This window comes from Streptomyces vulcanius (assembly GCF_042653945.1).
Taxonomy (GTDB): domain Bacteria; phylum Actinomycetota; class Actinomycetes; order Streptomycetales; family Streptomycetaceae; genus Streptomyces; species Streptomyces mangrovi.
Map to the genome: position 1 here is coordinate 316,985 of NZ_JBHSFK010000008.1, position 13,196 is coordinate 330,180.

Below are 13,196 nucleotides of genomic sequence, written 5' to 3' on the forward strand. Positions count from 1 at the left end.
CCTAGGCATTGCGGGCCGCCTTCGCCTCCGGCCGCCGGGAGCGGTGCTGAACCCGGACCACTCTGGACGGACCCCGGCGCCCGGGACGGCCACGGCCATTGCCCTGTTCGAAGCCGTGGAACGCTGCCCGGCAGATCCCGAGCACCAGCACGAACACGGGCAGCCACAGCAGGCGGGCCGCGACCCAGTCCAGACCGTCGGGGCGGGTGTGGAGGCCCGGGAGACGGCCCGCGAGGAGGGTCGTCGCGGTGGTCGCCATCATGGCCGTCTGGTGCCAGAGGAACACCGTCATCGCGGAGAGGTTGAGCAGGGCCACCGCAGCCCAGGCCAACGGGCGGGCCATGAAGCTTCGGAGGCGGTCGCGCAGCAGCAGGGCCAGGCCGCACTGGGCGAGGCCGAAGGTGACAGCGGCCAGCGTCGGCGGGTTGAGGTTGGACACCCCCGCGCCGGGCACGCCCACCATCGACGCCGGGTAGCCGGCGAAGCCGACCAGCACCGCCGTGGCCGCCGCGCCGCCGACCAGCAGGGTCCAGCCCGCGCGGGGCCGCTCCAGCTCGCCCCGGGTCCAGGCCGCGCCCAGGGTGTACGGCACCAGCCAGCCCGCCACCAGGTTCACCCAGCCGAGCCAGGCGGGGCCGCCCAGGCCGAAACGCACCAGGTCCACGTGGAGGACGACGGCGAGCGGCCACAGCGGGCTGAGCCGGGCCAGCAGCGGGGTCGCCGCCGTCAGCCCGGCGAACACCAGCAGGAACCACAGCGGTGACAGCGCCAGCTTGGCCACGGTGTGCACGGTGACGAAGGACGCGCCGCCGAGCAGCAGGGCCGGCACGGCCACCGTCCACACCGCCAGGACGGCCGTCACCGGCTTGAACAGCCGGGACAGACGCGCCCGCAGCCAGGCCCCGTGGGTCCCGCCCCGCGCGCGGTGCGACACGAGGCTCCTGGTCGCCACATGACCGCCCACCATGAAGAACACCGCGAGCGTCTGGAACACCCAGGAGACCGGGGCCAGCCAGGGCATCGGGCCGAGCGGACTCGCGGCGCGCAGGGTGTCGCCGTCCGCCACCAGGGCCGTCACCAGCCAGTGGCCGAGGACCACACCGAGAATCGCGAAGGCCCGCAGGGCGTCCACGGCGCGGTCCCGGTGCGGGGGCGTGGCCTCGTCGATCCGGGCGGCGGCACGGGCGACGGCTCCGGCCGGGGCGGGGGTGACGGCTGCGGTGTCAGGCACGGGTGACCTCCCCCGTCTCGCCGAGCACGATCCGGGCGAGGTTGGCCACCGAGACCGAGCCCGGGGTGAAGTAGTCGCTGTGGCCGCCCTCGCCGGCGGCGAAGACGCGGGCGCCGAAGGACGGGGAGAGCGGGTCGGTGCCGAAGCCGACCGTCGTGCCGAACAGGTCGAGGCGGGTGTGCGGAACGTCCGCCACCCAGTCGTCGGCGCCCCGGGCCGCCCAGACCCTCGCCCTGGTGCGCAGGCCGGCCGCCGAGTCCGCGCCCGTGCCGGGGCTGCCGAGCAGCACGATGTCGGCCACGTCCAGGCCGGGGGCCGCCCGCCCGCACACGACCGTGCCGTACGAGTGGCAGAGGAGGGAGACGCGGCTGCCCGGGCCGGTGAGCGCACGCAGCCCGTGCACGAACTCCCGCAGTCGAGGGGCCGCTTCTTCCGCACGGGCCGGAGTGATCACCGTCGTGCTGACCGTGGCCGGTGTGGTGTAGCCGAGCCAGGCGACGACGGCCGGGTGCGCACCCGGCTCCCGGACCAGCCGTGCGTACAGCGCGGCGGCGCCCGCGCGGAAGCGGCCGTAGGTGTCCAGTGAGGTGTCGGAGCCCGGTATCAGGACCGCGACGCGGTCGGCGTGGGCGAGGTCCCCGAACACCTCGGTCGCGCGGCCGGAACCGCGTCCGTCGAAGGTGAGCAGGTCGCGGGAGGCGGCCGCGAGGCCCGCGTCGGCCGCCGCGCGGTGACGGTCGCCGTGCGCGGCGGCCATCCGGGACGACAACGCGGCGTTGGCCCGGTTGGCCGCGTACACCTCGGCCAGGTTCGCCGCCGTCGGCGGGGCGAGCCGCGCGGGGGCGGGCGCGGGGATGCCCGACCGGGCCGCCGCGGTGAGAGGGAGGACCACGGCGGCGGTGACGAGGACCGCGAGGAGTGCGCGCAGCCGGTGCCGGCCGCGCGACACACCACCCTCGTCACGGTTGCGCCGCGCCCATGAACGGACGTTGTCGAACCCCGCCATCCCCGCCCCTCCCCCGCCAGTACGCCCGCCCATCGGGCCCTACTGGCTTGGAAGTTACGGATCAGCGCTCGTCGACCGCGTCCCGCTGAGGAGCTGTCCTCGGCTGTAGCTCTCAGGTACTACGGGTACGACACCCACGACACCCACGACAGCCACAACACCCACGACGCCCACGACGCCCACGGTTCGTAGCCACCACGCGTCACCACGCCAACTGCGCGATCTCCTCCGCCACCACCGCGCACGCGTCCGCCACCGGATCGATCAGCGGGAAGTGGCCGACGTCCTCCAGCAGCGTCAGCCCGACCACCTCGCCCGCCTTCGCCGCCGCGTCCGCGTACGCCTCGGCGACCGCCTCCGGCACGACCAGGTCGGTGCGCCCCTGGACCAGCGTCGTCGCGATGCCGGTCGGCAGCAGCAGCGCGGGGTCGGCGTACGGCTGACGTTCCGTGAACAGCTCGTCGCTGCCCAGGAGTTGGCGGACCGCTCCGCCGCACACGTCCAGCTTCTCGGCGACCGTGAAGTCCGCGATCGGGGCCAGCGCGACCACGCCGCGCAGCGGGGCGGGCCCGGAGGTGCGCCAGGGCGCGTCGGCGGGCAGCAGGTGCCGGGCGGCGGCCCACAGCGCGAGGTGACCGCCGGCGGAGTGGCCGGTGAGTACGGTGCGGCGGGCGTCGGCCTGCGGCAGCGTCTTCCGGACGAGCGCGGGAAGCGCGTCGAGGGCCGCGGTGATGTCGTCGAAGGTGTCGGGCCAGCGCCCCGCGACCCCGGACGCACCGGTCTCCGCCCCCCGCCGGTACTCCACGTTGGCCACGGCGAACCCGTGCCGCGCCAGGAAGCCCGCGAAGGGCGTGATGTGCCGCCGGTCGTACGGCGCCCGCCACGCGCCGCCGTGCAGGACGACGACCAGGGGCGCGGGGCCGCCGGGACCGACGTCCGCCGCCGGGGCGTAGAAGTCGATCACCTGGTCGGGGTGGTCGCCGTACGCGGTGGTGGCGTCGGGGTCGACGGGCGGGTGCGAGAAGGCCGACTCCTCCTCGGCAGCGGCCCGGGCAGCGACGACGTCGTCCGACATGCTCCAACCTCTCAGCGACAAAACGGTTTTGGACGGTACGGGGGTGGCGGACCAGGTGTGAAATCGGCCGTTGGCGGGGACGGTATCAGGCCCGTGACGTGCGCGGACACGCGGATGTCACGCTCGGTGAGGGAAAACGGTTCGGGAAAACGGTTCTGTACACCACCCCTCTTACGCAGCCGACCACCGGCATCACTCAGGACACCGGTGGTCGGCCATCGTGGATGCGGGTCCCGGCAACCGCGGAACCGCGGTCGTCAGGCCAGGATCTCCCCCAGCACCCGGGCCGCCCGCTCGACGTCCGCGAACCCGACGTACAGCGGCGTGAAGCCGAAGCGCAGCACGTCAGGGCGCCGGAAGTCCCCTACGACCCCCCGCTCGACGAGCCGCCGCATCACGTCACCGGCGTCCTCGCAGCGCAGCGCGACCTGGCTGCCCCGCTCCCCGTGACCCACCGGAGTCAGCGACTCCACGCGCCCCTCGGGGACGTACGCCGAGACGCACTCCAGGAAGAAGTCCGTCAGGGCGAGGGACTTGGCCCGCACGGCCTCGATCGAGACGTCCTCCCAGACGTCAAGTGCCGCTTCCAGGGCCAGCATTGACAGGATGTCAGGGGTGCCGACCCGTCCCCGCGGCGCGCCCTGCGCCGGTTCGTAGCCGTCGCGCATGCCGAACGGATCGGCGTGCGAGTTCCAGCCGGGCAGCGGGGAGTCGAAACGGTCCTGAAGGTCCCGGCGCACATAGAGGTACGCGGGCGAACCCGGGCCGCCGTTCAGGTACTTGTAGGTGCAGCCGACGGCGAGGTCCACGCCGTGCCGGTCGAGGCCGACCGGGAGGGCGCCCGCGCTGTGGCACAGGTCCCAGACGGCGATCGCGCCCGCCGCGCGCACGGCGGCGGTGAGCGAGGGCAGGTCGTGCAGTCGGCCGGTGCGGTAGTCGACGTGGTTGAGCAGGACCGCCGCCGTACGGTCCGACAGCGCGGCGGGCACCTCGGCGGGCGTCACGGGGCGGACCGTACGGCCGGTCATACGCGCCGCCGACTCGGCGATGTACCCGTCCGTGGGGAAGGTGGTGGCATCGACGAGGATCTCGTCCCGAACCTCGTCCCGGACCTCGTCCCGAACCTCACCCCGGACCTCGTCGGCCATCCGTGCCGCGCCCACAAGTGCCTTGAAGACGTTGACACTTGTCGAGTCGCCGACCACGATCTGCCCGGCCGCCGCACCCACCAGCGGGGCGATCCGGTCGCCGATCCGCTCGGGCGCGGTCCACCAGCCGCTCTCGTCCCAGGAACGGATCCGCAGCTCACCCCACTGGCGGCGGACGACGTCCGCGACGCGGCCGGGGACGGCTGCGGGCAGCGCGCCCAGTGAGTTGCCGTCGAGGTAGACGACGTCGTCGAGGACGAACTCGGCGCGCTTGCCCGCCAGTTCGTCGCCCGCGTCGAGCTCACCGGCCTTGAAGGCGAGGTCAGACATGGGACCTCGCCGTCCACAGCTCGGGGAACACGTTCTTCTGCGCGCGCTTCTCCAGCCAGGCCACGCCGGCCGAGCCGCCGGTGCCCGGCTTGGCGCCCATCGCGCGCCGGGTGGCGACCAGATGGTCGTTGCGCCAGCGCCACACCAGCTCGGCGACGTCGGTCAGCGCCTCGCCCAGACGGGCGACCTCGTCAGCCTCGTCACCGGAGTAGACGGCCGTCCAGACCGCCTCGACCTCGGGCGAGGGGTCGTAGCGCTGTGAGAGGTCGCGCCGGAGAACGGCGTCGGGGATCGCGTGCCCGCGCCGGGCCAGCAGCCGCAGGACCTCGTCGTAGAGGCCGGGCTCGTGCAGGGCCTTCTCCAGCTCGGCGTGGACGCGGGGCGCGCCCCGGTGCGGGACGAGCATGGACGCGGACTTCTCGCCGAGCAGGAACTCCATCCGCCGGTACATCGCCGACTGGAAGCCGGAGCCCTCGCCGAGAGCGGCGCGGTAGGAGTTGAACTGGGCGGGGGTGAGCTGGCCGAGGGGCCTCCAGGAGGCGTTGAGCGCCTCCAGCTCCCGTACGGAACGCTTCAGCGCGTCGATCGCGACGGGCACGCGGTCCTCGCGGAGCGCGGTGGCCGCTGTCTCCCACTCGTGGACGATGACCGTGAACCACAGCTCCATGACCTGGGTGGTGACCAGGAAGACCATCTCTCCGGGGTCCTCGGAGAGGGTGTGCTGGAGGTGGGTGAGCACGTCGGCCTTGACGTAGTCCTCGTACGGCGTCGTGCCGGCGAAATCGAGATGCGGGGTCTCGGGCTCGATCGTTTCCTGAGCCTCATGGGACATCGCTGTCTCCTGCATGTACTCCGGGTAGCGGTCCGCCCCTGCCGTTACCGACACGGGGGCCCCGGTCCCCACCCGCATCTTGCGCACAGCGGCCGGATCCCGCAAGGCCCGCCCGGATCACGGACGGGCCCCACGGGAGGAGGGCTAGCCCAGGGTCTGGGCCGCCGTCGGCGAGGAGTCCTTCAGGAACTGCGAGCAGCGCTCGTACTCCTCCTGCTCGCCGATCGCCTGCGCGGCGCGGGCGAGGGCGTGCAGGGCGCGCAGGAAACCGCGGTTCGGCTCGTGCTCCCAGGGGACCGGGCCGTGGCCTTTCCAGCCGCCTCGGCGCAGGGAGTCCAGGCCGCGGTGGTACCCGGTACGGGCGTACGCGTACGACTCCACCACGCTGCCCCGCGCGAACGCGTCGTCGGCGAGCTGGGCCCAGGCCAGGGAGGACGTCGGGTGCTTCGCGGCGACGTCGGCGGGCGCGGTGCCGTTCGCGAGGGCCTCGCGGGGCTCGGGGTCGTCGGGGAGGTGGGTCGGGGGCGGGCCCCCGAGGAGGTTTTCGTGAATGGACATGGGACCAGTGTGGGGGATTCGGTGGCGGGACGAGGGGGTGGGCGGGGTTGGTCACACCGCACCGGAGCGGGTGGCCGGGCGGGGGTGGGTTCGCCTGCCCGCGCTTGCGGGGTGCCTCCCCCACTCTCGGCTTCGCTCGAGCGGGGGGGGACCCCCATCGCCCACCCGTGCCGCCCTGGGGGTCCCCCAGGGCCTTGAGGCACTGGGGGAGGCACGCATGCCCGCAGCTACTTACGGAGGCGGCCCCGGCTGCGGCGGCCCTCCAGCGGCGGAGCCGTCAGGCTGGCGTGGGTTTTGCATTCCGGGCGGAGGCAGTCCGGGGCCGGTCGGCGTACCGTCGCGAAGGCGACCGCCGAGCCGACGACCAGGAGTCCGGCGCACCAGACCATCGAGCGGTGGAAGGCGTCGTCGAAGGCGGTGGGCGAGCGGTACGCCTCCGGGCCCATGCCGGTCAGCAGGGGCAGCGCGGCCACCGCGATCAGGCCCGCCACCCGGGCCGCCGCGTTGTTGACGCCGCTGGCCAGACCGGCCCGGCCGACGTCCACCGAGGCCAGCACGGTCGCCGTCAGCGGTGCGACGAGGGCCACCATGCCGAGGCCGAGGACCAGCACGGCGGGGAGCACGTCGGTGAGATAGGACGCGTCGGGTCCCACCCGCAGCATCAGCAGCATCCCCGCCGCGCACAGCAGCGGCCCCACGGTGAGCGGGACACGCGGCCCGATCCGCACCGCCAGGTCACCGGAGCGGGCCGACAGCAGCAGCATCAGCACGGTCGTCGGCAGCAGTGCCGTACCGGCGCCGAGCGCCGACCAGCCGGCCACCACCTGGAGCTGGAGAGCGCACAGGAAGAAGAACCCGCCGAACGCCCCGTACACACACAGGGTGACCAGGTTGACGGCGGTGAACTGGCGGGAGGAGAAGATGTCGGGCGGCATCATCGGATCCGGCCGCCGCCGCTCCACGAACACGAACGCGACCCCGGCCGCCACACCCGCGACGGCGGCCAGAGCCACCATCACGGAGCCGCTCCGGGCCTCGATGAGGGCGTAGGTCACGAACGCGAGCGACAGGGCCCCGAGGGCCGCCCCCAGGACGTCGAAGCCGCCGTGGGCCTTGCCGTCCCCCGACTCGGGTACGTGCCGCAGCGCCACCGGCACGCACAGCAGCGCCAGCGGGACGTTCAGCAGGAACACCCACCGCCAGCCCGGCCCGTCCACCAGCCAGCCGCCCAGGAAGGGCCCGACGGCGGCCCCGATGCCCCCGAACCCGGACCACACGCCCACCGCCCGCCCCCGGTCGTCGGGGTGGAAGGAGGCCTGGATCAGCGCGAGCGAACCGGGCGTCAGCAGGGCGCCGCCGACCCCTTGCAGGGCCCGCGCGGCCACCAGCACGCCCACGTTCGGCGCGATCCCGCACAGCAGTGAGGCGGCGGCGAACCACACCACCCCGATCACGAAGACCTTGCGGCGGCCGTACCGGTCGCCGAGGGAGCCGCCCAGCAGGATCAGACCGGCCAGCGTCAGCATGTACGCGTTGACCGTCCACTGCAGCGCGGCCAGGTCGGCGTCCAGGTCACGGCCGATACGCGGCAGCGCCACGTTGACGACGGTCGAGTCCAGCAGGGCCATGCTGGAGCCGAGCACAGTGGTGAGCAGGATCCATTTGCCCTGCGGTGAGGCCATCCGGACGTCGGGCATGTCCCCAGGTATACAGCGAGCCCGGCGCCGTCGACAGACGGTCGCCGGGCTCACCTGCCACTGCGAGGACTGCTTGAGGACTACTTGATCTTCTGGCCCGCCGAGCGCAGGTTCTGCGTGGCCTCGACGACCCGCGCCGCCATGCCCGCCTCGGCCAGCTTGCCCCAGGTACGCGGGTCGTAGGTCTTCTTGGAGCCGACCTCGCCGTCGACCTTCAGGACGCCGTCGTAGTTGCGGAGGATGTGGTCGGCGACGGGACGCGTGAAGGCGTACTGCGTGTCCGTGTCGAGGTTCATCTTGACGACACCGTTCTCCAGCGCGGTCGCGATCTCCTCCGCCGTGGAGCCGGAGCCGCCGTGGAAGACGAAGTCGAAGGGCTGCGAGCCGGCCGGCTTGCCGTACTTCGCCGCGACGCCCTCGTTCAGCTCCTTGAGCAGGTCGGGACGGAGGACGACGTTGCCCGGCTTGTAGACGCCGTGGACGTTGCCGAAGGACGCGGCGAGCAGGTAGCGGCCCTTCTCGCCGAGGCCCAGCGCCTCCGCCGTACGGATCGCGTCCTCGACCGTCGTGTACAGGGAGTCGTTGATCTCGTGCGAGACACCGTCCTCCTCGCCGCCGGTCGGGGTGATCTCCACCTCGAGGATGATCTTCGCGGCGGCGGCCCGCGCCAGCAGCTCCTGCCCGATGGCGAGGTTGTCGGCGAGGGTCTCGGCGGAGCCGTCCCACATGTGCGACTGGAACAGCGGGTCGCGGCCGGCCTTCACACGCTCCTCGGAGACCGCGATCAGCGGACGCACGTACCCGTCGAGCTTGTCCTTCGGGCAGTGGTCGGTGTGCAGGGCGACGGTGACCGGGTACTTCTCGGCGACGATGTGCGCGAACTCGGCGAGCGCGACCGAGCCCGTCACCATGTCCTTGCTGTACTGGCCGCCCAGGAACTCGGCGCCACCCGTCGAGATCTGGATGATGCCGTCGCTCTCCGCCTCGGCGAAGCCGCGCAGTGCCGCGTGCAGGGTCTGGGTCGAGGTGACGTTGATGGCCGGGTAGGCGAACCTGCCTGCCTTCGCCCGGTCGAGCATCTCGGTGTAGACCTCGGGGGTTGCGATGGGCATCTGTCCGCTCCTTGATATCTGCGGGTCGGCGTACTGGGTGATTACGGCCCTGACCTAGACCTTGTAGACCGTGGGTGCGACGTCATTGTCGTCCCCATCTTTCCAGACATGTGCGCAGGCGATAGCCGCTGGTCAGTCCAGACCCAGTTCGTCCTTCGAGAAGGCGAACAGGTACGGCACGCCCGCGCCCTCACGGATCTTCTCGTCGGCACCGGTCGCCCGGTCGACGATGGTGGCCACGGCCACCACCTCCGCGCCGGCCTCGCGCACCGCCTCCACCGCGGCCAGCGGGGAGCCGCCGGTGGTGGAGGTGTCCTCGACGACCAGGACCCGCCGGCCGCTGATCTCCGGGCCCTCGACGCGCCGCTGGAGCCCGTGCGCCTTCGCCGTCTTGCGGACGACGAAGGCGTCCAGCCTGCGGCCCCGCGCGGCGGCGGCGTGCAGCATGCTCGTTGCGACCGGGTCGGCGCCCATGGTCAGCCCGCCGACCGCGTCGAACTCCAGGCCCTCGGTCAGGTCCAGGAGCACCTGCCCGACCAGCGGGGCGGCCTCTCCGTCGAGGGTGACGCGGCGGAGGTCGACGTAGTAGTCCGCCTCCAGGCCCGACGACAGGGTCACCTTGCCGTGCACCACGGCCTTGTCCTTGATCTGCCGCAGCAGCGCGTCGCGCGCGGCTGTGTCCGTCGTGGCCGTCTCGCCTGTCTCGTCCGTCATGGCGAACAGCTTAGAGGCGGGTCCAGGTCCAGGTGGTGGTGGCCTCCAGCGGCTCCAGAGGGGTGACCAGGCGCGGGAGCGTGTTGAGGCCGTCGGGCGGGCCGGTCTGCGGCTCCACGCACACGGCCGCCTCCTGCTCGTCGTAGACGACGACCCACTCCACGGGGCTGGTCACCTCGAGCCGGAGCCGTCCCGGCCAGGTCAGCGCCGCGGACACCCCGTCCGGCATCCCGAAGCAGTCGTCCCACGGGCCGGGCTTCGGCTCGATCCGGTTCCCGGTCGGGAGGTGGTCGTCGCCGCGCTCCTCCTGCCAGGCGGGGGCGAAAGCCACCTGTACGTCCTCGCCGCCGAGGGAGCGGTTGAACCACGGGTGCCAGCCGATCTGCGCCGGGAAGGACGAGCCGTACGTCTCCACGCCCATGCTGAGCGTGAGGGAGTCCTCGGCCAGCCGCACCACCTGGGTGACCCGGCCGGGGTAGGGCCAGGGGTCCACCAGGTCGTACGTCAGCACGGCCTCGTCAGCCGCCACGCGCGCGACCTTCCAGGAGCCGTCGCGGGCGGTGCCGTGGATGGCGTTGGGCGCGGCGTTCAGCGGCATCTGGTGGACGACCCCGCCGTCCCGGAACCGGCCGTCCCTGATCCGTCCGCACCAGGGGACCATCGGGAAACACCCGAACCGCTCCCCCTGCCGCAGCAGTTCGAGGCCGCCGACGCGCAGTCCACCGACCCGGCCGCCGTTGCCCGGCTGCACGGTCGCCTCCGCGTCGCCCGCGGTCAGCGTGATGTCTTCGTCACTCACGGGACGACCCTACTGGGCGGGCCGGTCCGCACGTCTACCTGCGCCGCCGCAACGCCCGCCCCACCACGATCGCCGACGCCACGACCAGCGCGGCGGCGGGGGCCGCCCACCGCAGGGTGCTGCCCGGTACGACGGTCTGCGGCGCCGGTACGGGCGCGTACCGGCCCCGCGGCGGGGCGTGGTCCACCTCCTCCGCACTGCGCCCGATCATCGTGCGACGCGCGTGCGCGGCGTCAGCGAGGGGGATGTCAGCACCGAGCGAGGGCTCGGGCTCAGGTTCAGGCTCCGGCTCCGGCTCCGGCTCCGGCTGCACCTCCCGTACGACCTCCTCGGCCGCACCCGGACTCGCATCCACACCGGTCTCCACCCCCGCCCCCAGGTTCTCCGCGAACCGGCTCAGCAGGCGCGCCGCCGCCGCCTCCACCTGCTCCCCCGGCAGCTCGGCGACCCGGCCGTCCGCGGTCGCCGTGCCCTCGAAGCGCAGGGTCGTGCCGGCGTCGGCCTCCCGCAGGTGCACGACGAGCGCGAGCCGGACCTTGCCGGAGCCGCGGGCCTCGGTCGCGTCGCCCGTCACGGCGTACGCCCCGTCCTCCCGCGCGGAGACCCGCACAGCGCCCCGGTAGGTGATGGTGTGGCCGCCGACGCGCACCTTCAGCCGCCCGGCGACGGGCTCGGTGCCGGCGTCCTGCTGGAACCCGGGTACCGCACGGGCCACCTGCGCCGGATCGCCGAGGGCCGCCCTGAGCCGCTCGGCGGGGACGGGAACGAACACCTCTTGCTCCATGCAGCCGGAGCCTACCCAGCGGTCGCGGCAAAGGACCGGCCGAAACCCGAATCAGGGCCGGAACGGTCAGTACCGCGGACGCGCCAGCGTCGACACCCGGGCCCCCGTCACCCGCGTCCGCAGCACCGCCCGCGCGTCCGCCGTCAGCTCCGCCTGGGTAAGGGTGTGCGACGGCGGCCCCCGCCGGTCGAGGCGCAGGGGCGGGCGGGCCGTCGGTCCCGCGAGGACGAAGCCCCAGTCGTGGGGGCCGCGGGAGACCCCGCGGTCGGGGCCGCCGGGGAAGCCCTCCTCGGGGCCGTCGACCCGGTAGGGCACGGTGTGCAGGCCCGCCGCCCGCATCGTCGCCTCGACCGTCCAGAAGACGCGGGGCCGGCCGACGGCGGGACCGGCGTGCACGACGAGCCGGCCGCCGGGGGTGAGCAGGCGCCGGGCGAGGCCGTAGAACTCCTGGGAGTAGAGCTTGGCGCTCGCGGTGATGCCGGGGTCGGGCAGATCGGCGACGACGACGTCGTACGACGCGGTGGGCGCCCCCCGCAACCAGTGGAAAACGTCGGCGGTGGCGACGCGGACGCGCGGGTCGTCGTAGGCGTGGCCGTTGAGGCGGGCGAGCGCGGGGTCGGTGCGGGCGAGACGGACCAGGCCGGGGTCGGGTTCGACGACGTCGACGCGGTGGACGCCGGGGTGGGCCAGTACCTCGCGGGCGGCGAGGCCGTCGCCGCCGCCGAGGACGAGCACGCGCGCGTGGGGGCCGGACAGCGCGGGCCGGACCAGGGCCTCGTGGTAGCGGCGCTCGTCGCCGCCGGCCCGGAGGCGGCCGTCGAGATAGAGGTCGAGGGGGCGCCCGCCGGTGCCGCCGGTGAGGACGACCTCCTGGACGCCGGTCCGCACGGCGACCCGGACCACCCCGCCGTAGACCGCCTGCCGTGCGGCCCGTTCGAAGTCGTCGACGAGGGCGGCGGCGCAGGCCAGCAGGGAGAGCACGGCGACGGCGGCGGCCAGCAGGAGGCGGCGGGCGCGGCGGCCGACGTCGCGGCGGAACAGGCCGAGGACCAGGGCGCTCCCGGCGACGACGTTGACCGCGCCGGTCAGCAGGGAGCTGGTCAGCTGGCCGAGGAAGGGCAGGAGCAGGAAGGGGAACGCGAGGCCGCCGACGAGCGCGCCGACGTAGTCCGCGGCGAACAGGTCGGCGACCGCGCCGCCCGCGTCCTGGCGGCGGATGCGCTGGATGAGGTCCATGAGCAGGGGGACCTCGGCGCCGATGAGGAGGCCGATGGCGAGGGAGAAGGCGACGAGGAGGGCGTGCGGGCCGCTCGCCCACAGGCCGCCCCAGTCGCCCGTCCAGGCGAACACCGCGTACAGGGCCGGGGCGCTGCACCCGCCGACCAGGGCGAGGGCGATCTCCAGGGCGCCGAAGCCGGCCGCGGCGTGGTGCCGCAGCCGTTTGGCGGCGAGGGAGCCGACGCCCATCGCGAAGACCATCACGGACAGCACGACGGAGGCCTGGGTGACGGAGTCGCCCATGAGGTAGGAGGCGAGGGCGACCAGTTCGAGTTCGTAGACGAGACCGCAGGCGGCGCAGACGAAGACGCACGTGAGGACCAGGAACCGCCCGACGTCCGGCCGGACGGGGAGCCGCACCGGGCGGCGCCAGTGCGGCGGCGCACCGGGCGGCGCAGGCGCGTGCGGTTCGATCACGGTGCGACGTTACGTCACCGGTCCGGAACGCTTCGTCACCCACGCGTTTGACATCCTCCCCCTCTTAAAAGAGGGGGATTCCAACCCGGGTGGGTTGAGGTTCACGGGCGTTCGCACGGCTGGTGGCCGTTGTCACCCCTCCGGCACCGGCTGTTCGCCGGGGGCGGGGGATCCCGCCCTGTCCTGCCGCGACGTTGGATGCTGCGTTGGTGTCC

Annotated in this window: 12 protein-coding genes; all 12 read right to left on the reverse strand. The window is 73.6% G+C overall.

Going from position 1 to position 13,196, the window contains the following annotated elements:
* Nucleotide 1: 1 nt before the first annotated feature.
* Nucleotides 2-1,231 carry an acyltransferase family protein gene (locus ACFPIH_RS15280; RefSeq protein ID WP_381172050.1) on the reverse strand — a complete coding sequence of 410 codons (1,230 nt, stop codon included), beginning with the start codon at nucleotides 1,229-1,231 and terminating at the stop codon, nucleotides 2-4.
* On the reverse strand, nucleotides 1,224-2,237 hold the full coding sequence (locus ACFPIH_RS15285; protein ID WP_381172053.1) for an alpha/beta hydrolase: 1,014 nt from the start codon (nucleotides 2,235-2,237) through the stop codon (nucleotides 1,224-1,226). Before ACFPIH_RS15285 ends, ACFPIH_RS15280 begins: the two co-directional genes overlap by 8 nt.
* Before the next feature lie 202 nt (nucleotides 2,238-2,439).
* Nucleotides 2,440-3,312, reverse strand: coding sequence for an alpha/beta hydrolase (locus tag ACFPIH_RS15290; RefSeq protein WP_381172056.1), 873 nt, complete (start codon nucleotides 3,310-3,312; stop codon nucleotides 2,440-2,442).
* A gap of 257 nt (nucleotides 3,313-3,569) precedes the next feature.
* Entirely contained in the window at nucleotides 3,570-4,790 is a 1,221-nt protein-coding gene (kynU, locus tag ACFPIH_RS15295; RefSeq protein ID WP_381172059.1) for a kynureninase, read from the reverse strand.
* A complete protein-coding gene (locus ACFPIH_RS15300; RefSeq protein WP_381172062.1) occupies nucleotides 4,783-5,622 on the reverse strand; it encodes a tryptophan 2,3-dioxygenase family protein in 840 nt (279 codons plus the stop codon). Before ACFPIH_RS15300 ends, kynU begins: the two co-directional genes overlap by 8 nt.
* Nucleotides 5,623-5,766: 144 nt before the next feature.
* A complete protein-coding gene (locus ACFPIH_RS15305) occupies nucleotides 5,767-6,180 on the reverse strand; it encodes a DUF3151 domain-containing protein (protein ID WP_381172065.1) in 414 nt (137 codons plus the stop codon).
* Nucleotides 6,181-6,407: 227 nt separating this feature from the next.
* Nucleotides 6,408-7,877 carry an MFS transporter gene (locus ACFPIH_RS15310; protein WP_381172068.1) on the reverse strand — a complete coding sequence of 490 codons (1,470 nt, stop codon included), beginning with the start codon at nucleotides 7,875-7,877 and terminating at the stop codon, nucleotides 6,408-6,410.
* Nucleotides 7,878-7,957: 80 nt separating this feature from the next.
* Nucleotides 7,958-8,989, reverse strand: a complete 1,032-nt coding sequence (gene fbaA, locus ACFPIH_RS15315) for a class II fructose-bisphosphate aldolase (protein WP_381172071.1) — start codon at nucleotides 8,987-8,989, stop codon at nucleotides 7,958-7,960.
* 132 nt (nucleotides 8,990-9,121) lie between these two features.
* Nucleotides 9,122-9,703: an orotate phosphoribosyltransferase gene (gene pyrE, locus ACFPIH_RS15320; protein WP_381172074.1), complete on the reverse strand. Its 582-nt coding sequence runs from the start codon at nucleotides 9,701-9,703 to the stop codon at nucleotides 9,122-9,124.
* A gap of 10 nt (nucleotides 9,704-9,713) precedes the next feature.
* Complete coding sequence (locus ACFPIH_RS15325; protein ID WP_381172077.1) at nucleotides 9,714-10,502, reverse strand: aldose epimerase family protein; 789 nt, start codon at nucleotides 10,500-10,502, stop codon at nucleotides 9,714-9,716.
* A 34-nt stretch (nucleotides 10,503-10,536) separates the two neighbouring features.
* Complete coding sequence (locus ACFPIH_RS15330; protein WP_381172081.1) at nucleotides 10,537-11,286, reverse strand: SRPBCC domain-containing protein; 750 nt, start codon at nucleotides 11,284-11,286, stop codon at nucleotides 10,537-10,539.
* A 66-nt stretch (nucleotides 11,287-11,352) separates the two neighbouring features.
* Entirely contained in the window at nucleotides 11,353-12,981 is a 1,629-nt protein-coding gene (locus tag ACFPIH_RS15335) for a polyamine aminopropyltransferase (protein ID WP_381172084.1), read from the reverse strand.
* Nucleotides 12,982-13,196: the final 215 nt, after the last annotated feature.